The following is a 24,784-nucleotide window of genomic DNA, read 5'->3' on the forward strand; positions in this document are numbered from 1 at the left end:
TCTCACCGTAATTTAAGTGTTGAAAGACCAATAAGAGCAAGAACAATTGAAATAATCCAAAAGCGTATCACCACTTGGCTTTCAGTCCAGCCTTTTTTCTCAAAATGATGATGTATCGGTGCCATAAGAAACACGCGTTTTCTTGTTAATTTGAAATAACCAACCTGAATAACGACCGAAAAAGCTTCCACAACAAAAAGCCCACCAATAAGAGCCAAAACAATTTCGTGCTTCGTAGCGACCGCAACAGTCCCCAAGAGTCCTCCAAGAGCCAACGAACCAGTATCTCCCATAAAAATAGCAGCTGGTGGTGCATTAAACCACAAAAAGCCAAGCCCGGCCCCAACAACAGCTCCCAATAAAACAGCCAGTTCACCTGTTCCCGATACATAATGGATTTGGAGATAATCAGCAAAATTCATATTACCAGAAAGATAAGCGATCAGAGCAAAAGATAAGGCTGCAACCATCACAGGAACGATAGCAAGCCCATCAAGTCCATCCGTCAAATTAACCGCATTACCCGTCGCAACAATGACAAAAGCAGAAAAAGGAATAAAAAACCAGCCCAAATTGATCAAGTAATCTTTTAAAAAAGGCAAAGCTAATCCAGATGAGCCAATTTGCAGAATGGCAAAAGCCGCAATGGCCGCAACACAAAACTCCAAGCTTAACCGTGCTTTCCCAGAAAATCCTTTGTCTGTTTGTTTTGTGACCTTAAGATAATCGTCATAAAATCCAATTCCCCCAAAAGAAAGCATAACCAATAGCGATACCCAAAAGTAAATATTCGATAAATTACCCCATAAAAATGCCGATACCACAATGCCGGTTAAAATCATCAATCCACCCATTGTAGGTGTTCCAGCCTTTTTAAAATGTGTTTGAGGACCATCAGCACGAATCGGTTGCCCCTTACCCTGCCGCAATTTAAGAGAAGCAATGATGCTAGGTCCAAACAAAAAGACGATAAGCCCCGAAGTAAGCATAGCCGCTATCGTGCGAAAAGTAATATAACGAAATACATTCACACCTGGAAGCCAATCACTAAACGAAGAAAAAAATAGCATCATGGAATAAAAAAACCTCTTAAAACTATGAAGAAACCGCTTTATAGCGATCAAGCAATGCAGTCACAATATTTGATGAACAAAGGCTATTGGATGATTTAACCATAAGCAGATCCCCAGAAGAAATTTCTGCTAAAAGAAGCGATAAAATTTTCTCAATATTTTCAGCATAATGAACCTTAACACCAGCAGACAAATCACTGACTAAAGATTTCATCGCCTCACCAAATAGAAAAACCGGATTAGCACCAGAAAGACGTATTGGTTTTATTAAATCACGGTGAAGCTTTTCACTATACTCCCCTAACTCTAGCATATCTCCTAAAATAGCAATTCGCCGTCCCCCTTTCCCTACAGGTCCTGTAGCAAGAAGCTCAAGTGCAGCACGCATAGAAGCAGGATTTGCATTATAGCTTTCATCAATGAGATAAAATTCACCCCCATTTGATAAAGACAGTCGATAACGAACACCTCGCCCCTTTTGAGAAGAAAAATGGCGAAAAGAAAGAAAAACAGGCTCTAACTCAACCCCCATAGCATCACAAGCAGCAATAATCCCTAAACTATTTTGCACAATATGGCGCCCAGGAGCACCAATTTGGACCTCCCTATCCTGCCCCCCCATACGCACAATCATAGAAGAACTATCGGTTAGAAGACGTATATCATGCGCTTGATAATCAGCATCTTTAGTCTCACCAAAGCTTAAGATCTTTTTTACACCGCATTTCTTTGCTTTTTGAACGAGATAAGAAAAAAAATCACTATCCGCATTTAAAATGGCAATGCCTTCCTCATCCAATCCTTCAAAAATTTCAGCTTTTGCCTCTGCTATTTCTTCAAGATCTTTGAAAAAACCCATATGTCCTGCACAAATATGTGTAATGAGAACAATATGCGGACAAACCAGTTTGACCAGAGGGCGAATTTCATCTTTATGATTCATGCCAATTTCAAAAATACCATAATCACTCTCCATAGGCATCCGCGCTAAAGTGAGTGGAACCCCCCAACAATTGTTTAAAGAAGCGAGATTCGCATGAACATTCCCAGCCGTTGCAAGTGCTTGTTTCAAAGCTTCTTTTGTCGTTGTTTTTCCCACTGATCCTGTTACCGCGATAATCTTAGCTCTTGAACGTTTGCGTGCTGCTTGTGCAAGTTTTTCTAAAGCTTGCAAAACATCAGGAACAACGATGAGTGGAGCAGCTATCTTTTCCATATCTCTCAAACGGTGTTCCGCAACGATAAGAACGCCTGCACCTCGTGCATAAGCTTGCGCAGCAAAATCATGACCATCAAGATGATTCCCCTTAATGCAGAAAAAAACATCACCTTCCGCAAGAGTACGACTATCAATGGAAACCCCAGAAAAAGTTTCTGGCAGACTTCCCATTACAACACCATTAACTGCAGCAACAAGTTCTTGCTTATTCCATAAAGCTGTCATCTCTTTCGGTCCTCTAGAGCTTCTATCGCTTTCAGACGATCTGAAAAAGGATAAGTTGTCTGCCCTATAATTTGGCCATCCTCATGACCTTTCCCAGCAATGATAAGTGTATCACCAGCTTTCAAAAGTTCCACCGCATAAGAAATAGCCTCACCGCGATCTGCTATCTCTATTGCTGTTGGCACAGCCTGTAAAATATCCTTGCGTATTTTTTCTGGCATTTCTGTGCGAGGATTATCATCCGTTACAATAACAATATCCGCTTTATCCGCTGCAATTTTGCCCATCAAAGGTCTTTTTCCTTGATCACGATCTCCTCCACAACCAAAAACAACAACCAAACGCCCTTGCGTAAAAGGACGAACAGAAAGCAAAACCTGCTCCAAAGCTTCTGGTTTATGGGCATAATCAATATAAACAGGCGCATTATTTTCTGTCTTTCCCACAAACTCTAACCGCCCAGGTGCCCCCTGCAAAGTTTCAAGGGCAGAAAAAACCTTACGAGGTGAAGCACCCGTTGCAATTGCTAACCCCGCTGCCATCAGCGCATTGGCTACCTGAAAATCTCCAGCTAAAGGCAAATCAAATGTATAGATATTGTTTTCCACACGACATTCAATACACTGTTTTAAGCGTTGATGTTCAACACGATTAATCGTGATAAATTGCCCCTTACGACCAATTGTCAAGACACGGCGGCACGCTTGTGTAACAACATCAATAACCTTTTGTGAATAGACATCATCAGCAAAAATCAAAGCAGGAGCAGATTCAGGCAAAAGTGTATCAAACAACCTCATTTTAGCCCGCAAATAATCCTCCACACACCTGTGATAGTCCATGTGATCTCGCCCTAAATTGGTAAAGGCACCAGCCGTTAAACGGACTCCATCAAGACGTCTTTGATCAAGCCCATGCGAAGAAGCTTCAAGAGCTGCATGAGTCACACCTTCATGAGAAATTTCAGAAAGTAACCGTTGCAAAACGACCGGATCAGGTGTTGTGAGAGAACCATAAACATTCCGTTTAGGAGAAACAACACCAACTGTTCCTATACTCGCAGCACAAAATCCAACATGAGTCCAAATTTGCCGAAGAAAAGAGACAACAGATGTTTTACCACTTGTACCAGTTACAGCAACGACCGTTTCAGGCTGAGAACCGTAAAAACGTGCAGCTGCCAACGCTAAACTATGACGAACATTAGAAACACGTAAAATGGGAACAGATAAATCCTCAAGAACAGCATGACAATCTGTAACGATTGCTCGTGCGCCACGCTTTATCGCATCATTTATATAGTGTCTTCCATCACTTTTTTTTCCTTGAACAGCGACAAAAACATAGCCTGGCAAAACTTGTCGAGAATCGGCACTAATTCCTGTTATTTTCATTGCGGAAAGATTCTGATCTTCAAGACATTCTGTAAAAACTGTTCCAAACAACATAACGATGCACCTTTATATTCATTTTACCGTTGTTTAACGAAACTTGAATGGCTCTTTTTACTTAAAAGAGGCTCATATTCTTTTTTAAAATCTGGTTTTACACCAAGAAGACTAGCCGTGCGACGAACAATATTAGCAAGCATTGGTCCAGCATTCATTGCCGCTGTTGCTGAACGTGTTCCCTCCTCTGGCTTTGGTTCATCGATAATTGTTAAAATAACATAGGCAGGATCATCAATAGGAAAAGCAGCTAGAAAACTATTGAAATTTTTTGTTTTAGAATATTTTCCATTTTCAACTTTCTCAGCAGTTCCTGTTTTACCACCTACACGATAGCCTTCTACTTTTGCATTACGTCCAGAACCAATATCACTATTTAATTGATAAAGGTAACGCATATTTTGGCTTGTTTTAGCTTGCAAAACCCGTTTTGCATGGTGCAAAGTTTGTTCTTTTGTACGTTTTAAAAATGTCGGTGGAATTAACCAACCACCATTCATTAAAGCCGCCGCCGCAACGGCTGTTTGCAAAGGTGTTGTTGCCATACCATGCCCAAAAGAAATTGTCATAGAATGGATCTCCTTCCAATGATGTGGCACAATAGGATGAGCAACTTCAGGCAACTCTGTTACGAGTCGATCCAGTAACCCAAGTTTTTGCAAAAAATCACGATGTTTATCAATCCCTATCGCCAATGCCTCTTTAGCAGAACCAATATTGGAAGAATAAACAAAAACCTCCCATAACGTTAAGGGACGATTTTTTCCGTGAAAATCATGAATCATATATCCACTACTTGCCTTTATTGGCTTTGAAGCATCAATAATACTGTTTAAATGAAAAATATTGGAATCAAGTGCCATGGCGGTCGTAAAACTTTTAATAATCGATCCCATTTCAAATGTTCCGGCCGTCATCCGATTGAGACGATCACTTTTTAAAGCTTCAATAGGGTTTCCAGGATCAAAATCTGGTAGTGATGCCAAAGCCAAAACTTCTCCCGTATGTATATTTAAAATAACAGCTCCTGCAGCAATTGCCTTATAACGCTTCATAGCCTCAATAAGTTCATCATGGACAATTGCCTGAAGTCGCACATCAATCGAAAGCTGAACTTGTTTTAATGATTCTTCCATGGCAAGACCAGCAGCACGCAGAGCACTCAAACCCGCATCATCAATATATTTTTCCATACCTGCAATGCCTTGATTATCAACATTCACCATGCCGAGAATATGGGAAGTTACAGGTCCATCGGGATAAAAACGACGAATTTCAGTCCGAAAACCAATTCCTGGAATACCAAGGGCCATAATTTGTGTCTTCTGCATTGGTGTTAACCCACGCTGTATCCAAGAAAAACCAGATTTTCTTTTTAAGCGCTTATAGGTTTCCTGCCAATTAAGATCAGGCAAAACTGTTGAGAGCAATTCAATTGTTTCATCCACATCAATAATACGTCGTGGCTCAGCAAAAAGTGAATAAGTTTTAATATCTGTTGCCAATAAACGACCATTACGATCAACAATATCAGGCCGTGCCATCAATTGAAGAACTCCTGGCCCCTTTGCTTCTTCAATCTGTCCACCTTCCAACCCATAAGAAATAAGGCAAGCCACCATGATGCCATATAAAATTAAAAAGCAGAACAACGAAAAAAGCAAACGTGGACGACTGGAATAGGAACGACGAACAGAAACATTATGATTATTCAACGAATTCTTAAAGTGCTTTTTCTTCTGTAAGAATAAAAAAGTCGACTTCATCACTGCACGCCTTTTTGGACAACACCATTCATCTGAAAATCTCGCCGATTTGCCAAAATATCTTGATTATCTTCCAAAATATTTTGTTTAATCAATTCTTCAATTGGATCATGTACCCGTACCGGAATGTCCTTCAATTCTACGATTTGACGCGGCTGTATAACTTCTAATCCAAGTTCTTTTTGATAACGTTTCGCAAGTTTTTGCATGCGCGAAGGCTTGATCATCACAGCCCACTCAGCATGAAGCAAACTCACCGTATTTTTTGCTGCAGCAATTTCATGCTCAAGATGACGAATTTCGTTCATTCGTTTTTGAACATCATATTTTACCTTATAAGTAAGACCTGCCATACAAATCATAATCATCACTAAAATCATATCAAATGTACGAAAAACTGTCATTTCTTGCTGCCTTCAAAACTGACAATCTCTGCTAAACCAAATAATTTCATATCTTCTGCAAGAGCCTCTGCCTCAGTCCGTACACCAATACGCAACCGCGCAGAACGTGAACGAGGGTTTTTTTGTAACTCCTCTTTGGTTGCCGTTATCCCACCTTTAAACAACGGAAAAAATGTTGCTGGAGCAGCCTTTATTTCAGGCAAATAGCGTGATCTCCCACATTCTCCACCACGAGCCGAAAAAAATCTTTTGACCATACGATCTTCAAGAGAATGAAAACTGACAACCCCCAAACGGCCTCCAGCTTTTAAAACGCGTTCAGCAGCAAATAAACCACGCGCCAATTCACCAATTTCATCATTAACATAGATACGAAGAGCCTGAAATACACGTGTTGCAGGATGAATACGCTCTCCCGGCTTACGCCCTACCAACGCTTCGATAGCATACGCCAAATCACCCGTACGTAAAAAAGGCTGAACAACACGACGCTTTTCAATCATCCGTGCAATTCGTCCCGCATAACGCTCTTCTCCTAATATCTTAAAAATACGCGCTAAATCCCTTGCCTTTAAATGATTGACAACATCACTGGCTGTAAAACCAATCTGAGCCATTCGCATATCTAAGGGACCATCTTTTTGAAAAGAAAAGCCTCTTTCTGCTTCATCAAGCTGCATTGAAGAGACACCAATATCCAAAATAACCGCATCCACCTTCTCTTCAACGACACGATCGAGCTGTGAAAATGTCATGTGTACCAAACGAAGGCGTGGAAAAAATTCATCAACAAGCGATTGTCCCGCACTAATAGCATAAGGATCACGATCAAGAGCAATCACCTGTGCCCCTGCCTTTAATAAAGCGCGCGTATAACCACCAGCACCAAAGGTGCCATCAATCACTTTTGCTCCAACCAATGGCATAAGCCCAGCCAAAACTGGCTGCAACAACACTGGAATATGGCGTTCAGCTCTTTGATCCTGCTTTATCAAAATAATCCGTCTTGAAGTTATGCTGTTTCAAATCAACAGCTCTCTCATGGTAATTAATATCAGAATAACTCAACCTTCAACTTTCACATCAATCACAATGAACAAAAAGCTAAAGTTATCCCGATACGCATCCTAACGCATTATGCTTAAAGAAATGTTATAATTTTTTTTTAATATTCTTTGTTCAAAGATACATTTCAAACACACCGACTCCATGAAAGCACATATGGAATCGATCTTATAAAATACCGCGTATAATCATGAAATATCAGTCGGCCTATAAGCCGGGTTCTGTATAGTAAAGCTTACACTTTACATGGCAACCATTCATCTGGGACGGATGTTACCATCCGCCTCGTGCAACCTACCCGAATGACTCGCCCGGAAATCGGCTGCAAATTAATTGCACGTCATTTCTATTTGGTCTTGCTCCCGGTGGGGTTTACCTTGCCACATTCATTACTGAATGCGCGGTGGGCTCTTACTCCACCCTTTCACCCTTACCTATAAAAATAGGCGGTTTACTTTCTGTGGCACTTTCCCTAGGGTCACCCCTGCCGGGTGTTACCCGGCACCGTTTTTCCATGGAGCCCGGACTTTCCTCACCTGCCGCATTTCAGCATTGGACAAGCGCGGCTGCCCAGCCGACTGACATCCTAGGTTTATAAAACATTTTTTGCTCAGTGGAAATAGCATCTTAAAATATTTTATGACAAACCTCTCTCAACAGATGTTTTTATTTTAATGAAGCCAGATAAGTTTTTACTTTTGTGCAATATTTCGCTGAAATGGAATTCATTTTTTTTGCCGCATGGCCTGCGTTATATTTCAGGATTGTACCACACGTACTTCCACCACTGAGTTTATATGCCCGTGCCAAATAACGCATACCATATTCAAGATTGGTCGCAGGATCGTACAAATCTTGTACAGAACCACTAAAGCCCAACCCTCGTGCAGTAGAGGGTTTAATTTGCATCAAACCTATTTCGCCAGCAGCCCCCTTTATACGTGCCTTATAATTACTTTCAACTTTTACAACAGCATGTGCTAAATTAACGGGAACATTATATTTATTTGCAAGTTTCTGAATAAGAAACTCATAAGGACGAGCAGAAATCTGAGAAGCAACACTCCCTAAACCTTCTCTTGTTTCTGCAACATTTAAAACACTATGAGCCAAACTTATATCAAACACAAAAAATACAGCATACGCTGTATTTAACAAGATTTTCAAAAATTGCATTTTCTTTCTCTCACTCAAAAATTCTCAAATTCTAACCGCAAATAATTTTCAAATGTATTGTACAAAAAAAGAAAGCAAAAAAACGGCTTTAAAAGGGAAATATTAAGACAATTTCAAGATAAAATTCTTTATAAAAAGAAAAACTCTTTATACATAAATTATAGATTTCTCTATATCATCAAATAAAAAACTAAAAGACTATAACTAAACTTATATCATATTAACTAAAATGATATATTTTATCAAGTTCTGCTATATCTATTGTATCAATCAATTTTTATATTATAAAATAGCACTTTAAAGAGATATGACATTTTTTACATACGATGATTAAATTTTTTATTGAGATCAATTCCACAAAGCAATAGAGACGAAACCATCTTTACCAAAGATTCTCGATATCGCAAAAGTTGCACAAAAACAAAACCCATTATTGATGCTTCTTGCTAGCCAATAAACACGCGCTGCACTCTTTGTGGCCCAATAAACCACTAACTAAAATCAATCTCCATCATTGTGCATAAGAAGTTCACAGATATACCAAAACCATCATACTCTTTACCAATTCAAAATATTGCGCAAATTCTTTGAGAATTTTTTATCTTCTCATATTAAATAAAAAATAATTGGTATATAAAATGCGGTTAACGTGTTTTATTACAGTAATCTCTACCTTTGCTTTTCTACAAATGAGCGCCCTCAGATTATCCTCACTCTTTATGCAAAATACTGTATTGATTTAAACTGTTTTTTATTGTCTTTGTCATTGTAGTAATGGCTAATACAGTTAGCCTAACCAATGCCCTTGATGGACTTGCTACTGCTCCTGTAATAATTGCAACATTATCTTATATTCTGATTTCTTACCTTTGTGGGAAGATAAATTTTGCTGATTATCTTACAAATTTATCATCTTCCTACACGCTTTTCAAAATCTCACGAACAGCTCTCTCCCCCTTAAAATCAAACCCAAAAGCGTAATTAAAAAAATAGCTAAAAATAAGCATTAGCAATAGAAGGACGAGAAATCGCTTTTGAGAGAGCCATAGCAACAGTTTCATCAAATTTGTGAGCCTTTTCACGACTCTGACCACTTTTAGAAGCAAATGAAACCGCCTCGCGACGCACTTGCTCAATAAACAGCTCTTGCTGCTGAGGACTCATTTTAGAAATAATGCACGATAATATCTGGAAAAGCCATTGCCCATCTCTCTAGCAACGCCACCTCTGTTACCTCAACTTGCTGAAAAGAAGAAGTGTAACCGGATAAAAACTGATAAACAGCAACACTGCGAGAAGCAAAAATGCTAACGCCCAAAATAAGAAATATAAACAAAATAAAAGCAATACGACCGGATAAAAATCCCATCATCTCTTACTTAAAGATTACAGAATACAAATATAGATTTATTCTATAGCAGCATTCAACGATACCTTAATAAAGAAAAATTCTAATCACTGAAAATAAACACGATAACAGCAACTGCCCAATAACTGCTCCCCGCTACACACTGAGAACACTATAGATTAAGCAATAGAAGATCTTACATCATTCCCCCTGATAACATCTTAAACTCTAAAAGCAATTACCCAAAACCTGACTGAGGAAAAATCCTCAGCCAGGCCAGACAATCTAGGGGATCCACGCGGGGGGGGGGGGAGGAGGTTCCCCGATCGTCCTCTCGCATCAACTACTAGCCGATGCAATGTTTCTGCTATGGAATAAAATTCTTTAAACAACAAGAAATTCTTATCATCTTCTACGTAAAAAAACATAAAAGAATTATAAATTGTTTAAAAATGACGATATTTAGGCAAAAAAAGTTCAAAGTGACCCAATTTGGAGCAATTTTATTCCAAGAAACATTAATCAAAATCTAGAACCGTTGCAATTTTTATAATATTTTTTTCACAACTCTGATGATCATAATTAAAAAACAAATAATTTGTATATATTCAGCCTATAAAAAACAATGTACATAAAAGAAGAATCAGCAGAATCATTTACCCAACAACAATCACCACAAAAAGAAAAACGTAGATTTTTAAACCTTATACAATAACAACAAAAAATAAAAGGCATCATCTCGAGATGAAGATATAAATTGTTTAAATAAAACAACAGATTAGCTAAAATAAACCTTTTATTTTCATAAAATTTCTGCAAATAATCCTTTAAAATATTGTCAAACCATTTACATAACAACATCAATGAAGAATTAAAACAGCTTAATCTTACGAAAAAATAAGAACTCTAAAGGTATTCGTTTCGAATCATACCCCATAATCATTCCAAATAATGACAAATTATTTTACAATAGCCAACAAACTCCAACGCATTTTAATATAACGAACAAAGATCCGTGCAGACATTTTCTCTTAATCTCTATCACTTAAATTAACCCGTAAAAGAATAAACACAGCAGTTTTCATGCTCAAGAATTGTTACACTCTGCTCTTTTAACATAAATAATCCATTGATTTGCAATCATAACGCATTATTTTACAACTTACTTGAGAAATCTGAACAGGGTAAAATTCTCTTATTTTAAATATTCTTGTATTTGAGCCTTTCACTGAAGTTTTAAAAGATAAATTATCATTTAAAATCAATTTATTATATAATAAGATGAAGATGATATCAAGACACCTTAAATGGCTATCCTCATAGCCTTAACTCTCAAAGAGGTACTTTTATTACATAGCCTACCCCCCTATAGAACACCAATACTCTCACGTAAAAACATACTATAAATGCAAAAATAATCACTCTCCAATGATTAAAGAAAGTTTTATCTCTGCGCTATCTTTTGAGAAAAATCAGAGAATAAAGTACGTTAACAAACATGATTTATGCAAACTCTACTTGTTTATCTTTAAGATCATCAACCAATAAACGCGGATCACGAGCAAGCCAAAGTGTAACCATGACCTCCTTACCGTTTTCATTTTGTATAGGAGTAAGAAAAGCCGTTTTCTCTAGCATAAGTCCCGCTTTTTTAAGCCATTGTTCTATTTGTAAAGCCGAAAATCCAAGATGCATATGCGCTTGATCAGAATATGAAGACCCAACTTTATGATAACCAAAATCCACAATCAATAAACGCCCATGAGGACGCAAAACACCTGATATCTCATGAAGAAACATTTCAGGATTTTCAAGAAAATATAAAACCCAATGAAGAATGACTAAATCAAAAGTTGTATCTCCAACAGACAAGTGCAAAACATTACTATCAAGTACAACTTCAACCGCATGCGTATAAAGATCAGAAAACAATTTTAAGACTGAATTTCCACCCATTCCAATATTCAGCATCGTCTCAAAGGGTGTATCGCCAACAGTTTCAAGTAAAGCATTTTCCACAACATGATCTGCTATATAGGATGATCGTAAAACATTCCATTGCGACGCATTTTGTAAAAAATGCTTCTTCCTCGTTTTTTGACGCTGCTTTTTAACATCCTTCAAACGTTCTAAATCATGCGCTAACAACACATCATTCTTTGGCAAAGCCGAAAGAACACCCATCACAATGTCTTTACCCCAAAAATCATGACAAAGCTTAAAATAAAGGCTATCCCCCTTCTGATAACGCTCAATCAATCGTGCTTCGTACAATAAACGTAAATATCGTGATATACACGCTTGCGACTGATCAAGAATAAAAATAAAATCAGGAATTGTTAAATCTTCATGATGTAAGAGCCTAAGAACACGTAAATGGCTTACTTCTGCGACCGCTTTCAGCAGCACAATCATTGCATCTAAACTTGCACTTTTTTTCATAATTATCCCCTAAACATTCCTATAAACATTTGTTTATAGGAAAAAAAGTCAAGCATAAGGCGCATATTCTCATCTATTTTGTTCTCTCTATTTTACCATACTATGAAAAAAATAGGCTAATGTAAAAAACGAACAGATCTTATCTCCCTGCTTCTCGTTATGATGATAATACATTGATTTATAATAATAATTCATTTTTAACTTGAATAAAAAACCGGAATACCGTAGATTTTTCTCATTTCAAATCTATTCATGATAAATCAATCCAAATCATTCTCTTACAGCTCATAAACGGAGGGGACAGATGGATAAAAATACCTTTTATGCCCACCTCAAAACAAGAACTGCATACTATTGAGAAAAAATAACATGATAATGCCAGCTTGCATTTTTATTAAGTAAAGATGATAATGCTCAATGACCAAGGCATTTGTAGAAGTAATACTATACGCTCCATCCCCTCCTTTTCATTGCAGTTTTACAAAAAATAACCGGTTATATATCATGAGTAAAATAACCCTATTTAGGTCATAATTTCATAAAGTGTCTCTTACTCTTTTCAATGAATAAAAACTCCCACAGAGTACACACATACTTTATTTATGAAATAACAAACGCAATAAAATACACTATTATTCCAACAAAATTGAAATAAGAAAAAAATTCTAGCGTGTAAGAGGTTTATAATTTGCATGCTTAGGATTAAGAGATTCCGCCCCAAGACGACGAACTTTATCAGCCTCATATTCAGCAAAATTACCTTCAAACCATTCTACATGACCATCACCTTCAAAGGCTAAAATATGTGTTGCCAATCGATCAAGAAACATACGATCATGCGATATGATAACTGCACAACCCGCGAAATTTTCCAATGCATCTTCCAATGCACCCAATGTTTCAGTGTCAAGATCATTTGTCGGTTCATCAAGAAGAAGCACATTCCCCCCCTCTTTTAGAAGTTTCGCCAAATGTACACGATTGCGCTGCCCTCCTGATAAATTTGCCACCTTCTGCTGCTGATCTGCTCCTTTGAAATTAAAAGCCCCACAATAAGCGCGACTATTCATCTCATATTTTCCTAACTTAATAATGTCATTTCCAGCAGAAATTTCCTCCCAAACAGTTTTATGACCGTCCAAGGAATCACGACTCTGATCCACATAACTCATATGGACTGTTTCACCGATACGTATTTGACCTGAATCAGGCTGTTCCTGTCCCGTCAACATTTTAAACAAGGTAGACTTTCCCATACCATTGGCCCCAATAACGCCGACAATGCCTCCAGCAGGAAGTTTAAAAGAAAGAGAATCAATTAATACACGTTCACCATAAGCTTTAGAGAGATTATCAACTTCAATAACAACCTGTCCTAATCTTTCTCCAATAGGAATAATGATTTGCGCCTCTCCAGGACGGCGCTCACGTGCCGCCTGAACCAACTCATCATAAGCTTTAATCCGAGCTTTTGACTTTGCTTGTCGCCCTTTTGGACTAGAAGCGATCCATTCTTGTTCACGGGATAACGCACGTTGACGCGCCGCCTCTTCACGACCTTCTTGAGCCAAACGCTTGGCTTTAGCCCCCAAATAAGCAGAATAGTTCCCTTCATAAGGGATACCTCTACCGCGATCTAACTCTAAAATCCAACCCGTGACATTGTCGAGAAAATAACGATCATGGGTTATCAAAAGTACGGCCCCTGGATATTCACGTAGATGCCTTTCAAGCCAAGCCGTCGTCTCAGCATCTAAATGGTTTGTCGGTTCATCCAAAAGTAATAAATCAGGTTTTGACAAAAGCAATTTACAAAGTGCAACACGCCGCTTCTCCCCCCCCGAAAGTTTTGTTACATCCCCATCGGCTGGCGGACAACCAAGAGCAGCCATAGCCATTTCCACTTGACTTTCTAAATCCCAAAGATTCTGACTGTCAATAATGTCCTGAAGCTGTGCACTTTCATCAGCTGTTTCCTCGCTATAATTCATCATCAATTCGTTATAACGTTCAAGAATTGCCTGCTTATCTGCAACACCCTCCATCACATTGCCACGCACATCTTTGCTTGTATCAAGCAAAGGCTCTTGTGGTAGGTAGCCACAGCGAGCTCCTTCAGAAAGCCATGCTTCTCCCGTATATTCCTTATCTAGCCCAGCCATAATACGTAAAATAGTTGACTTCCCTGCACCATTTGGCCCTAAAATACCGATCTTCGCATCTGGATAAAAAGACAAATGAATATTTTCTAAAATTTTTTTATTGCCGTAGGATTTGTTAAGCCCAGCCATATGATAGATAAATTGACGTGCCATAAATTTCTCTTTGATAGTGCGATATTAAAGATTAGGGTTTTGAAAAAACTGCTTTCGCTTTTTGAAACTGTACAGTAAATAGTGCTGACATCGTATCAAAAGCTTTTCGCTTTATATTGGTACATTTTTTCTAATCTCACAAGCCCCAGTATGGTTCTGAATGCAAAAAAACATCGCCTCAAAAAGCAAAAAGCAAATCTTTTTAGCTGTACCTGAAACAGGTTATCAAACACTACCCCTCTTTTCCATACCAGATATAACATTGTATTTTTATCGTATTAAACCAACTTATCAATGTGATAGGATACCAGAAAGAAAAGCAATTCTCTATGCACCTTCTTTTTTTGCCTTATGGGCTTTATATTACACAGTAAAAAATCCTTCCCTTTTTTCATCAATTTTTTGTTACGGGAAACAATGGACTTCACCACTTGCCTTGATGTGGCTTAAATTACGTTTAAAAAACGACCGCCGCCTTATGGGATCTGACGTCCCAAGCCCAATGATCATGAAAGCTTTACATCAACACGTAGCAACAAATGACTACAGTGCACTTCCCATTGGTACGTGGTTACAATTCGTAAAAAACTATAAAACAAATTGTAAAAACTTATCCATTCCTCTTTTTTGGCTTGATAACTATAAAAATAATATCAATATCCAGCAACTCATTTCAAAACTTCAAGACGAAATATAGCTTTTTTAAAATATGATAAAAGCGCATCCCCTATAGGAATACATTTATGGAAAAAAAAGCCTTAATCGTCATTGACGTTCAAAATGACTTTTTACCTGGTGGAGCACTCGCAGTACCACAAGGTGATGCGATTTTACCCACCATCAATAATCTTATAAATCATTTTGACCACGTTATCTTAACTCAAGACTGGCACCCCCAAAACCATTGCAGCTTTGCTTCTACGTACCCTGAAAAAAAGCCCTATGATACAGTCACTCTTGACTATGGTCCCCAAATACTTTGGCCTGATCATTGCATACGAGGAACACAAGGAGCAGAATTTCATACATCTCTTAGAGTAGAAAAGGCACAACTTATCCTTAGAAAAGGCTATAATCAAAAAATGGATAGCTATTCTGCTTTTCTTGAAAATGATCAAAAAACGCCAACAGGTTTACACGTTTATCTCAAAGAACATGGTTTTACCAAGCTCATTATGTGTGGCTTAGCAACTGATTTTTGTGTAGGATTTTCTGCTCTTCACGCCATACAATACGGTTTTAAAGTCAGTGTTTCATTAAATGCCTGTGCTGGTATTGATGTAAACGGATCACTGAACACTATGCTTAAAACTATGAACAAAGCTGGTATAGAACTGTTAATGCTCTCCTGAAATATCTTCTCGAATCCACCATTATAACATTCTGATTTATAAAGAATAATTTTACATTTAAGCGAGAGATCAAGATATCGTAAAATTCTCTCATTTCACACCTATTTCACAACCATTCTCTTACACTCACCAATAGGATCAATGTATGAATAAAAATCATTCAAAAAAACAACAAAATACCTCTTATGAACTGTTAAATGCAAGAGTTGTCATAATACTGAAAGCCGATAATAAAGTATAGCGCCCACTTACACTTTATATTTAAATCAAAAATCATCTAAGAGATTATGCATTATTCCCTTCATAGGTAGAATCATGTAACGGCCTCAATTTTAAAACAAGAACACAGATAAGCAATAAAATGGCATTTTTTGCATGCAAGATCTTTCTCTATTCAAAAATACGAAATTTCCATTACTTAGACACAACATGTTTATCCAGTTGACAACGCTTAAAACGAATCGAAGAATACAATGCCATTCCAATAATACAGACTCCCACCAGTCCTGTTAAAACTTCAGGAACCGATATAATCGTTTGCAAATACATAATCACTGCAAGAACTAGAATTGCATAAAAAGCACCATGCTCTAAATAACGATAATGCAATAATGTTCCTGATTCAACCAACATAATCGTCATAGAACGAACGTAAAATGCACCGATACCAAGACCTATCGCAATAATAAAAAGGTTGTGTGAAAAGGCAAAAGCACCAACCACGCCATCGAAAGAAAAACTAGCATCAAGAACTTCTAAATAAAGAAACGCCCCTACTCCCCCATGAGCTACTGTTGTTAAAGTCTTTTGAGGAGTATCCAAGAGATGACCGACAACTTCAACACCGATAAAGGTCAAAAGTCCATAAAGAGCTGCCAATAAAAAAGTTATTTTATTTTCTACGTCAATCTGACCTGAAACAAATAAGATCAAAATCAAAACAATGGCAATATCAATTCCAACAAGCGCCCCCAATTTTTGAGCAGGTCTCTCTATAACATTAAGCCAATGCACTTCTTTTTCAGAATCAAAAAAATATTTTAAGCCAACCATCATAAGGAAAGTTCCTCCAAAAGCAGCAATCCCCATATGCGCATCGGTTAAAACTTCAGCATATCGATGTGGTTCCCATATCGCTAATTTGACTGCCGCAATTGGATTAATCCCAACAGCAACGACAACCACCAATAATGGAAAAACAATTCGCATCCCAAATACAGCTATCAAAATACCCCATATAAGAAAACGACGACGCCACAATGAACTCATTCTACTAAGAACACGAGCATTGATAATAGAATTATCAAAAGATAAAGAAATTTCCAAAATTCCTAAAACAAAGCAAATAAAAAAATATTTAAGAAAACCAGTAATGCTTCCCGTTTCAAACCAACCAATACCCCCTCCTAAAAAGACACCAATAATCGTGAAAAAAAAAGCAAACCCAAAATAGCGTAATAGGGTCATGATCATTCCTCAAAGTTTATTTTCTACTTCATCTAAAGCACACCAAAAATCCAAAGTTTGCATCTCTTTAAAGTTGCATCTATTAATGCAGAGGTGTATAGAGTATATATGGTAAAGTTACATGAAAATTCTCTCAAGAAAAGCAAGAGACAAATGTAGCAAACAAGGAATTTTGTTTTGAAATGAATATTAATTGTCAATACAATAAGTGAAAGATTGCTTTCTATCCACGAAAATAAAAAAATAACAAGAAATTAAAGCTATAAATATTGACATTATATCATAGATTATTAATACATAGTGTGCTTTTATTATTTGATGATTTATACCATGATGATTTACCGAGGGAGATAATTCGTGGCACGTCCTGAAACTGAATCAAAAACTATATTTGGAAAACGTTTACGTTATGTACGTCTTGCTTTAGGCGATCCATCACGTGAAACCTTAGCTAAAAGTTTTAGCATGACAAAAAATTCCATTGCTTTTTATGAGCGTGGAGAGAGAGAACCCAATCTTAGTGTCTTACAAACATACCGCACGTTATATGGTGTCAATATTAATTGGCTTTTAACTGGACAAGGGAAAATGTTTGACACCGAATATACCAAAGGTGATTTTGACTGGAATTATTTTATTAAAAAAATTGAAGGTCTTGAAGAAACACTTGCCAACAGTGATCGTAATGAAAAACTAAATCAAGAAAAAATCGATAGCTCTTATGAAAAATTGCAGCAATATTTATCAAGGCAAGGTTCATCAAACGGTCTTAACTCTAAAACTGCAACCTCTTTGATCAATATGAAAGCTAAAATGGCCAATTCTTATACCCTTAGCTTATTTATTGATTTACTCATTCGAAGCGTATCTCAAAAAGAGGTTATAGCAAACCAATAAATGTCTATTTCAAAAGAGAAAACAAGGAATGATTAGGCTCTACCAGTATGGAGTAAAGTGTCTTTTCACTTCGTCCATGCTGGTAGAGTTTTGTATGCTCTATAAAATTTGTTTTTGGAATGATAAGAAAAATATTTGTAATATAAATGAAAATACAGTGTCATTAAATTAAAAAAATAATTTTATAGCATAAGATTCTCATTCATATTTTATTGACAAAAAATTTTTTCTTGTTAAAAGAAAATAGCTCTCATAGGAATTATTTTTTAAGTCAGAAAATTTAAGGGGAATATATTGACGACTTCTTGTAAAGACATACATTAATGTTTACAAACGAATTAGTTAAGTATTTATCCTGAGAATTATCAGCTAGTTTATGAGGTGGGAAGCATGTATTTTGAAGTGTTTCAAGGAGTTCACAATCAGTGGTACTGGCGTTTAATGTCAGGAGATGCACAAAAAATCGCTTTCTCTAGTAAAGGTTATCCAACAAAACAAGATATCCTGATCAATATTGAACAAATAAAAGAAATTACACATAAGGCTCTTATCAGAGAACTACAGTTCTAACATTCTTTACCATTAAGATAAGCATTTATTTTTTATAATGAAATTTTGAGTTCCTTTTGTGATGAATAGAAAGTGACTTATTTTCTGTCAAGGGAAGAGAATTTTTGTGTTATTTCTAACACTCACAAATAATAGTTAAATTTTCACAGGTTGTATGTTTGTTTTCAAATATAATGAGGTTTCTTTAGCATCTATCAAGCAGAAAATCTCTCAGGTTTTTATTTTTCATACCCCCCCATAAAGAGAAGATAAATTATATATTATGAGTATGGTTGCTCTCCCAGATAATCAATATCTTTTATGTTCATCTTCCTATTCTGTATCCGTTAATCATAACGGCCTTATTCACTTCGTCTTGATAAAAAGCAAATATCTCTTTCTTTCTATTATCATACAATTTTTATGCCTATTGGTTGAAACTATCGTAGCATTTACACCTTACATCTAAAAGGAACACGCAAAACTGTTTCCAGCAATAATATAAAATTGCTAGATTTTATATACGAGCTTTTTAATAACCTAGCATATCTATAAACTGATGCATCATTAAATTTTCATTTTATGATCAATGACACTCTGTCTTATAAATTTAAATCTTTTCATAAATCAGAGTAAACTTGAATATTTTGGGCAACACAATCTCCCCACCAACACCGTAATTGGCTTCATTAAAGTTTATATTTCTCGTTATTTCTAATCTTTCTAACAAATTTTCAAACCCTTTAATGTATAAATCCAATAAAAAATATGAATACAATCACTCTTTATCATCTTCAGGTTTAAGCACTTTTTGATATTTCTTTTCATGTTCTTCATACTGCTTAATTTGTTTTTTCAGTTTTTCAATTATTCGATCGCGTCTTTTAATCACCATACTTTGCTCTCTAATAGCTCTATCTCGTTCTTCAGTCATTTTCATAGAATCCCTTAAAAACTCATGCTTTATCCTTCTGGATTCCTCTTTTAGAGCTTTAACTTGACTGCGATAATATAAAACAAACCAAAATATAACCCCGCTGAACAACAAAACAACAACCATTGCTCCCAATAAAATTTCGTTTACACTCATTTAACTCTCCTGTAAATACCACTCAAGTACTCATCTTGACCAATTTTTTTATTTCATCCTCCGTTAAAAAAAGAATGCAATAAATTGCATATTCCAAGTGTGAACAATCACTCTCAGTATTCTTATCTTCTCCATTTAAACCTTGATAAACGACGCAAAAAAGCATTCTGAAAGCGGCTAAATCCACACGTCACAGCCATTATTTGCGACATATTTATTGACACAAAATATATAAAATAAGGAATTTCAAACAAAACGAACGATGCAATAAAATCAATACACGCCTTCTCCGAACCGTTCTGTTTTTCCTCTTTTACCCTATATGGAATGCGACTATATATGAAAGTTTTTTCATGATTACAAAAATCTGCAGGGTTAAAAAGCACAGCATTTCTGTAAAATTTGTCCCTCTTACAAATCTTCACATCATCACAAACTAAAGTATTATTATAAACTCGTATCTTTCTACAACCACGAGCATCACCATAAGCTTCAATATATTGAGCATGAAAAACTTGATCAAAAAAGACCGCATTAGCGTAAACAAATGCATCTCCATTTATATTCGAATGACTATAAAGTTCTCCCTTTCATAAATATGCAAATTCTTGCAAAACTCTACACGACCATCTACTAACGCATTGCTATAAATAACACTATCATTGTAAATACAGACCTCATTATAAACTGCAGTCATAAAAAACACATTCATCCTTATAGAAGCATTGATCAAGTGTACACATTCTCCCAAACAACCACCTTTGTGAATCAGATTACCTTCACGTTCAATAAAATACCCAAGATCACTTTTTTGATATTTCCCAAATTTTTTAACGCACATATGCGATACATTATCATCTGATAATGATCTAATTTATTACAATAAAGGAGAAATCAGCATTCTTTGTCTATGAATTTACATTTTTTTTATACAGCCATTATCCTATCTCTTAAGGCTCTAAAGCTTCGTTGTCCCCAAATATCGCTTTAACGCAGAATTCTTTACAAATGCCCATGTTAGGGTATATCTTGATTTATAATACCACTGCGTATACTATTACGATAAAATCTCATAAGCATGTGAGAGGTGTATTGCCGTTTCTGGTACACACAGTGATTTCGTCATAACCGTATAACTAAGCAACCATTTTTTATTGATTCGAATCTGAAAGTGTATGGGGACATTTTGTTATTAATTAAAAACAACTCTATATGCTTCATAAGCGAAGAGCTCTGCATGGATATTTTCACGCTCCTTGTATCATATATTCTGGATTCGCAATGCAATATTAACGCTATAGCGTAAATATGTAAAGGTCTAAAAATGACAAAGACTGAAAAAGATTGGTTCCAACGCTTAGTTGAATTAATAAAAAGTGACGGACGAACAATGATTGAAATAAGCAAGGCTGCAGGCTGTGGGCAAAATTACGTCCAACAAATGATAAACGGAGGAAAAAGACCTTCAGTAGATAAACTCATGGCTATTTTGAACACACTGGGAAATGCTAGTGCCATATATGTAATAACTGGTTTCAACATATCCGATGAAGACTTAAAACTCATAACTTTGATTTCGTCTGGAGATAAAAAGAAGATCGAAGCCTTAAATGTTCTGTTGAATGAACGGCATCTGTAGAATTTTCTACTCTATCCAATATCGCTTGCTTTTGAGACGTGGATAAAGACTCCCATTTCACAATAATATCAGATAAAGTTGTCTCAATTTTTTTATCATTCTTCATAGTCATACTCCGTGTAGTCAAACTATATAACGCTAAAGCGTTTAAAATACATCTCATACCTTAGAAAAAAATATTTGCAATAGGCAGTATGGAAGCAATTGTGTACAAACTTATTTTATAAAATCAGATGAATTTCTATTAGTCATGTACCATGGTGAAACAAAAAGCATCGCACGATCCAGACTTTCTTATAAGAATTGCTATGATCACTTTTATCAACAACGCAAATAATGTGACGCAAATCTTATGATTCTAACTAATAAATAACTTAATGTGAAAATATCTCTAAAAACACTCCTGAACTCCAAATATAAGAGAACACGAAAAAGCTTATTTTGAAAGAAAAATATATCACAACTTTATTCTACATGGTTCTACAGAACACCATATATGTTTTTTTAATAATATTGCGAAGCAAGAATATAACAATGTTATAGGAATAAGCTCTTATAAATAGCTGCACGATTTAAAACTCTGTAACATATTTACAGTTAACCTCCCCTCTGAACGTACCTTGTAAACACTGATATAAATATCTATCATGAATAAAATAGTAATATAAAAAAACAAAACGACTCACTATCCATGTTATCTTTAAGTTAATTGTATGCAGATTTACAACAAGGGATAAATTCCTTCACATAAATGAAGAATTATATTTTCAAAGTATGATCTTGACGAAGAAGTGTACTTCTTCAACAAAAAATTTCCCCTGCCAATAATTTCTCATATAAAGAAAAAACTCATAACAAAGATAAAGCCCTCTTCACAATCAATACGAAAAAAGAGTTAGACTTACCGAAATACTGCCAATACTTTATGAGAGTAAAATCAAAAAAATTCTGCTCTTCAATAACAATTCGAATTACATGAGAACTCTTATAATTTGAACATTAAGCAGAGAATACACAAAGGGAAAAAATGGCATTTTAATGCTTATTACAATAAAATTTGGATGCAAAGCAACACCAACAATCACTCAATTGGCCTTTCAAAGAACAATCGATCAGATTCTTTTTAGAGAACACTCACCATCACTATGAACAATATCTCCCAAAAATCAGCAAGAATTCCCCTCTTGAAAAAAAGGAGATATCAACAAATATTATCATCGTTCACCCCATGATACATATGAACGCCTATAGACCATCACATTCTTTTATATACAACCTTTCATCAAACATAAATAAACGCATCCAACGAAGGTCTTAGCTGCCTGTTTTATGAAGAAAATCATACAGAAAAATAAAAAAAAGCATATGAATTAGGAAAGGAATGAGACTGAAAAAGCATGTCATCACTTTATATTAAAATGACTAATAGAAAAAATTGCAACAAACAACGACTAAAGGCTTCTAGAACAAACAGTAAAATAAATAAAAAACGAAAAAGGTAGAATCTCAAAACTTTTATATAAGCTATCCATTTTTCTATTGGACATTTCCCTATTGGTGGGCCCGGAGGGACTCGAACCCCCAACCAAGCGGTTATGAGCCGCTGGCTCTAACCAATTGAGCTACAGGCCCCAAATAGGTTGTTTCTCTCTAAACTAAAATGCCCTATGATACAAGAGCTGACCCGGATTATAACCCATCTTTTTCTCTTTTTTTCTCTTTTCTATTGGTTTTTTTTCTAGTGCTCTAATTTCTTTACAAAAACTCTCAAAAATGAGAAAGTAATAAACTGATAAATATTAAAGGAATAGATATGATAAAAAAGAAAATTCAACCACTGAAGGGGTCTCTGGTTAAAACAGCTATATTAGCATTCACACTCTTAACCACTTCATTGACTGTACATGCTGAAGCAAACAAAATAAAAAATGCAACAATCACAGTGACTGCAACCGGAGAAAGTCAAGCAGCACCGGATATGGCCATTATTAATCTAGCCGTTGTTACCTATGACAAAACTGCCCAAAAGGCATTAGCTTCCAATAATCAATCCATCAATGATATTATAAAAGCTTTTAAAAACAATGGCATCCAAGCAAATGATTTGCAAACATCAGGCTTATCCATTTATCAGTCAACTCCTGATAAACACCACGAAAAAAAGAATAATGAAAAACTCTATCATGTTTCAAATTCTTTAACCGTGCGCATTCGTGATCTTACCAATGCTGGTAAAATCTTCGATCAAGCGATGACACTAGGTGTTAATTCAGTTAACGGCATTACTTTTACCAACGCAGATACAAAGCCATTTTATCAAGAAGCACGTAGAAAAGCCATTACTGAAGCCATTGAAAAAGCGCAAACGATAGCACAAGCTGCCGATTTAAAATTAGGAAAAATTATTGAAATCAATGAAAAGGATGATTACTACCATCCAGCACCACGTCTCATGAGTAGAGCAGCAGATGCAAGCTACGCAAATACAAATTTTGCAGGTGGTGAATTAAATTATAATGTGAGCGTCACTGTAGTCTTTGCAATCGACTAAGTCACCAACTGTTGTATAAAAAATCACATTACTGGCCTTCACGTAGAAGAGCAGTAATGTGATAAAGATAATCTTCCTCAGATAATAATTCGTCTTCGTAAACCTCTATCTGTTCGCGTGCAGAAATACGCGCGGTATGTACCGTCTGACAATCTCCTGATACCAATGGATGCCACCAATGAAGATCTTTTCCCTCATAAATTAATCTATAAGCACAACTTTCTGGAAGCCAACGGGCTGTTTTTACTGTCGGAATGTCTAGCGATATACAATCTGGTACAATTGATTTACGATGAGCATAATCTCGACACCTGCAGGTTTCCCCATCTAAAAGACGACAAGCAATACTGGTTGCATAAAGATCACCCGTATCGTCGTCCTCAACTTTATGGAGACAACAACGGCCACAGCCATCACAAAGGCTCTCCCACTCAGAAATGGAAATCTCTTCTAATTTTTTTACTTTCCAAAAGGGAAGTTCTTCACTCATAAACTCAGACACACCTTTTTAAATTAAGACGATCTATAAAAAATGAAACATTTAATTTCTATAATTTCATCTATTTTTGTCTCTTAAAAAGATTTAACTCAATGTATACTTTAAACCATGTTCTTAAAATCTATCTGAATAAAAGAGAATATTCAAAAAATAGCGTATATAAATGAACGTAACCTATTGAAACATCTCTTTATAAACTGACAAAAAGTAAAATACGTCACCTAAAATGATAGAAAACTTCCGCAAAGAATACCTATTT

Annotated in this window: 19 protein-coding genes, 1 tRNA gene, 1 other RNA gene and 1 pseudogene; 6 read left to right on the forward strand and 16 right to left on the reverse strand. The window is 36.0% G+C overall.

Annotated features, from left to right (window positions below; all coding sequences use genetic code 11):
* Positions 1-2 precede the first annotated feature (2 nt).
* From mraY to ettA, 11 genes and pseudogenes are all read right to left on the reverse strand, one after another.
* Positions 3-1,073, reverse strand: coding sequence for a phospho-N-acetylmuramoyl-pentapeptide-transferase (gene mraY / locus ACFIKI_RS03760; protein WP_375623385.1), 1,071 nt, complete (start codon positions 1,071-1,073; stop codon positions 3-5).
* Between the two features lie 22 nt (positions 1,074-1,095).
* Entirely contained in the window at positions 1,096-2,517 is a 1,422-nt protein-coding gene (murF, locus tag ACFIKI_RS03765; RefSeq protein ID WP_375665740.1) for a UDP-N-acetylmuramoyl-tripeptide--D-alanyl-D-alanine ligase, read from the reverse strand.
* A complete protein-coding gene (locus ACFIKI_RS03770) occupies positions 2,514-3,965 on the reverse strand; it encodes a UDP-N-acetylmuramoyl-L-alanyl-D-glutamate--2,6-diaminopimelate ligase (protein WP_375665741.1) in 1,452 nt (483 codons plus the stop codon). The genes murF and ACFIKI_RS03770 overlap by 4 nt, the downstream gene beginning before the upstream one ends.
* A 23-nt stretch (positions 3,966-3,988) precedes the next feature.
* A complete protein-coding gene (locus ACFIKI_RS03775; RefSeq protein ID WP_375623391.1) occupies positions 3,989-5,731 on the reverse strand; it encodes a peptidoglycan D,D-transpeptidase FtsI family protein in 1,743 nt (580 codons plus the stop codon).
* Positions 5,731-6,135, reverse strand: a complete 405-nt coding sequence (locus ACFIKI_RS03780) for a hypothetical protein (protein WP_375623393.1) — start codon at positions 6,133-6,135, stop codon at positions 5,731-5,733. The genes ACFIKI_RS03775 and ACFIKI_RS03780 overlap by 1 nt, the downstream gene beginning before the upstream one ends.
* Positions 6,132-7,130, reverse strand: a complete 999-nt coding sequence (gene rsmH, locus ACFIKI_RS03785; RefSeq protein ID WP_375665742.1) for a 16S rRNA (cytosine(1402)-N(4))-methyltransferase RsmH — start codon at positions 7,128-7,130, stop codon at positions 6,132-6,134. Before rsmH ends, ACFIKI_RS03780 begins: the two co-directional genes overlap by 4 nt.
* 264 nt (positions 7,131-7,394) lie before the next feature.
* Positions 7,395-7,782, reverse strand: an RNA gene (gene rnpB, locus ACFIKI_RS03790) — RNase P RNA component class A.
* A gap of 84 nt (positions 7,783-7,866) precedes the next feature.
* A complete protein-coding gene (locus ACFIKI_RS03795) occupies positions 7,867-8,376 on the reverse strand; it encodes a lytic transglycosylase domain-containing protein (protein ID WP_375623397.1) in 510 nt (169 codons plus the stop codon).
* 993 nt (positions 8,377-9,369) lie between these two features.
* Positions 9,370-9,745: pseudogene (locus ACFIKI_RS03800) on the reverse strand (hypothetical protein).
* 1,482 nt (positions 9,746-11,227) lie between these two features.
* Positions 11,228-12,166: an ArsR/SmtB family transcription factor gene (locus tag ACFIKI_RS03805; protein WP_375665743.1), complete on the reverse strand. Its 939-nt coding sequence runs from the start codon at positions 12,164-12,166 to the stop codon at positions 11,228-11,230.
* A gap of 665 nt (positions 12,167-12,831) precedes the next feature.
* Positions 12,832-14,481 carry an energy-dependent translational throttle protein EttA gene (gene ettA / locus ACFIKI_RS03810; protein WP_375665744.1) on the reverse strand — a complete coding sequence of 550 codons (1,650 nt, stop codon included), beginning with the start codon at positions 14,479-14,481 and terminating at the stop codon, positions 12,832-12,834.
* 160 nt (positions 14,482-14,641) lie between these two features.
* Here ettA and ACFIKI_RS03815 point away from each other — a divergent pair, with 160 nt between their 5' ends.
* Together ACFIKI_RS03815 and pncA are read left to right on the forward strand one after the other, a co-directional pair.
* Positions 14,642-15,178, forward strand: a complete 537-nt coding sequence (locus tag ACFIKI_RS03815; protein ID WP_375665745.1) for a hypothetical protein — start codon at positions 14,642-14,644, stop codon at positions 15,176-15,178.
* 46 nt (positions 15,179-15,224) lie between these two features.
* The gene (pncA, locus tag ACFIKI_RS03820; RefSeq protein WP_375665746.1) at positions 15,225-15,833 is read left to right on the forward strand and encodes a bifunctional nicotinamidase/pyrazinamidase; all 609 of its coding nucleotides are present in this window, start codon (positions 15,225-15,227) and stop codon (positions 15,831-15,833) included.
* 414 nt (positions 15,834-16,247) lie between these two features.
* On the opposite strand, the gene ACFIKI_RS03825 is transcribed toward pncA, so the two are convergent.
* Complete coding sequence (locus tag ACFIKI_RS03825; RefSeq protein ID WP_375665747.1) at positions 16,248-17,300, reverse strand: DUF475 domain-containing protein; 1,053 nt, start codon at positions 17,298-17,300, stop codon at positions 16,248-16,250.
* A gap of 357 nt (positions 17,301-17,657) precedes the next feature.
* Here ACFIKI_RS03825 and ACFIKI_RS03830 point away from each other — a divergent pair, with 357 nt between their 5' ends.
* On the forward strand, positions 17,658-18,197 hold the full coding sequence (locus ACFIKI_RS03830) for a helix-turn-helix domain-containing protein (RefSeq protein ID WP_375665748.1): 540 nt from the start codon (positions 17,658-17,660) through the stop codon (positions 18,195-18,197).
* A 390-nt stretch (positions 18,198-18,587) separates the two neighbouring features.
* On the forward strand, positions 18,588-18,767 hold the full coding sequence (locus ACFIKI_RS03835) for a YegP family protein (protein WP_375665749.1): 180 nt from the start codon (positions 18,588-18,590) through the stop codon (positions 18,765-18,767).
* A 757-nt stretch (positions 18,768-19,524) separates the two neighbouring features.
* Here ACFIKI_RS03835 and ACFIKI_RS03840 read toward each other — a convergent pair.
* Positions 19,525-19,836, reverse strand: a complete 312-nt coding sequence (locus ACFIKI_RS03840; RefSeq protein ID WP_375665750.1) for a hypothetical protein — start codon at positions 19,834-19,836, stop codon at positions 19,525-19,527.
* 1,324 nt (positions 19,837-21,160) lie between these two features.
* On the opposite strand from ACFIKI_RS03840, the gene ACFIKI_RS03845 reads away from it, so the two are divergent.
* Positions 21,161-21,475 (forward strand): helix-turn-helix domain-containing protein, encoded by a 315-nt coding sequence (locus tag ACFIKI_RS03845; protein ID WP_375665751.1) that lies wholly within the window; start codon positions 21,161-21,163, stop codon positions 21,473-21,475.
* Here ACFIKI_RS03845 and ACFIKI_RS03850 read toward each other — a convergent pair.
* Positions 21,399-21,581 (reverse strand): hypothetical protein, encoded by a 183-nt coding sequence (locus ACFIKI_RS03850; protein WP_375665752.1) that lies wholly within the window; start codon positions 21,579-21,581, stop codon positions 21,399-21,401. The two genes, ACFIKI_RS03845 and ACFIKI_RS03850, sit on opposite strands and share 77 nt — an antisense overlap.
* Positions 21,582-23,030: 1,449 nt before the next feature.
* Positions 23,031-23,107 (reverse strand) — tRNA-Ile (locus tag ACFIKI_RS03855).
* 181 nt (positions 23,108-23,288) lie between these two features.
* Between ACFIKI_RS03855 and ACFIKI_RS03860 the strand changes: the two genes are divergently transcribed.
* Complete coding sequence (locus ACFIKI_RS03860) at positions 23,289-24,026, forward strand: SIMPL domain-containing protein (RefSeq protein ID WP_375665753.1); 738 nt, start codon at positions 23,289-23,291, stop codon at positions 24,024-24,026.
* Positions 24,027-24,054: 28 nt separating this feature from the next.
* On the opposite strand, the gene ACFIKI_RS03865 is transcribed toward ACFIKI_RS03860, so the two are convergent.
* Entirely contained in the window at positions 24,055-24,516 is a 462-nt protein-coding gene (locus tag ACFIKI_RS03865) for a YcgN family cysteine cluster protein (RefSeq protein WP_375665754.1), read from the reverse strand.
* Positions 24,517-24,784 lie beyond the last annotated feature (268 nt).

Origin of the sequence: Bartonella sp. TT121SHDZB (genome assembly GCF_042193415.1) — a bacterium.
Lineage (GTDB): Bacteria > Pseudomonadota > Alphaproteobacteria > Rhizobiales > Rhizobiaceae > Bartonella.

What these genes read in the sequence shown, in the direction of transcription:
- ACFIKI_RS03780 (WP_375623393.1), bottom strand. Translation starts at nt 6,135, where the DNA reads ATGACAGTTTTTCGTACATTTGATATGATTTTAGTGATGATTATGATT.
- ACFIKI_RS03805 (WP_375665743.1), bottom strand. Translation starts at nt 12,166, where the DNA reads ATGAAAAAAAGTGCAAGTTTAGATGCAATGATTGTGCTGCTGAAAGCG.
- ACFIKI_RS03815 (WP_375665745.1), top strand. Translation starts at nt 14,642, where the DNA reads ATGCAAAAAAACATCGCCTCAAAAAGCAAAAAGCAAATCTTTTTAGCT.
- ACFIKI_RS03770 (WP_375665741.1), bottom strand. Translation starts at nt 3,965, where the DNA reads ATGTTGTTTGGAACAGTTTTTACAGAATGTCTTGAAGATCAGAATCTT.
- ACFIKI_RS03865 (WP_375665754.1), bottom strand. Translation starts at nt 24,516, where the DNA reads ATGAGTGAAGAACTTCCCTTTTGGAAAGTAAAAAAATTAGAAGAGATT.
- ACFIKI_RS03860 (WP_375665753.1), top strand. Translation starts at nt 23,289, where the DNA reads ATGATAAAAAAGAAAATTCAACCACTGAAGGGGTCTCTGGTTAAAACA.
- ettA (WP_375665744.1), bottom strand. Translation starts at nt 14,481, where the DNA reads ATGGCACGTCAATTTATCTATCATATGGCTGGGCTTAACAAATCCTAC.
- pncA (WP_375665746.1), top strand. Translation starts at nt 15,225, where the DNA reads ATGGAAAAAAAAGCCTTAATCGTCATTGACGTTCAAAATGACTTTTTA.
- mraY (WP_375623385.1), bottom strand. Translation starts at nt 1,073, where the DNA reads ATGATGCTATTTTTTTCTTCGTTTAGTGATTGGCTTCCAGGTGTGAAT.
- ACFIKI_RS03795 (WP_375623397.1), bottom strand. Translation starts at nt 8,376, where the DNA reads ATGCAATTTTTGAAAATCTTGTTAAATACAGCGTATGCTGTATTTTTT.
- ACFIKI_RS03845 (WP_375665751.1), top strand. Translation starts at nt 21,161, where the DNA reads ATGACAAAGACTGAAAAAGATTGGTTCCAACGCTTAGTTGAATTAATA.
- murF (WP_375665740.1), bottom strand. Translation starts at nt 2,517, where the DNA reads ATGACAGCTTTATGGAATAAGCAAGAACTTGTTGCTGCAGTTAATGGT.
- ACFIKI_RS03850 (WP_375665752.1), bottom strand. Translation starts at nt 21,581, where the DNA reads ATGAAGAATGATAAAAAAATTGAGACAACTTTATCTGATATTATTGTG.
- ACFIKI_RS03825 (WP_375665747.1), bottom strand. Translation starts at nt 17,300, where the DNA reads ATGACCCTATTACGCTATTTTGGGTTTGCTTTTTTTTTCACGATTATT.
- ACFIKI_RS03835 (WP_375665749.1), top strand. Translation starts at nt 18,588, where the DNA reads ATGTATTTTGAAGTGTTTCAAGGAGTTCACAATCAGTGGTACTGGCGT.
- ACFIKI_RS03840 (WP_375665750.1), bottom strand. Translation starts at nt 19,836, where the DNA reads ATGAGTGTAAACGAAATTTTATTGGGAGCAATGGTTGTTGTTTTGTTG.
- ACFIKI_RS03775 (WP_375623391.1), bottom strand. Translation starts at nt 5,731, where the DNA reads ATGAAGTCGACTTTTTTATTCTTACAGAAGAAAAAGCACTTTAAGAAT.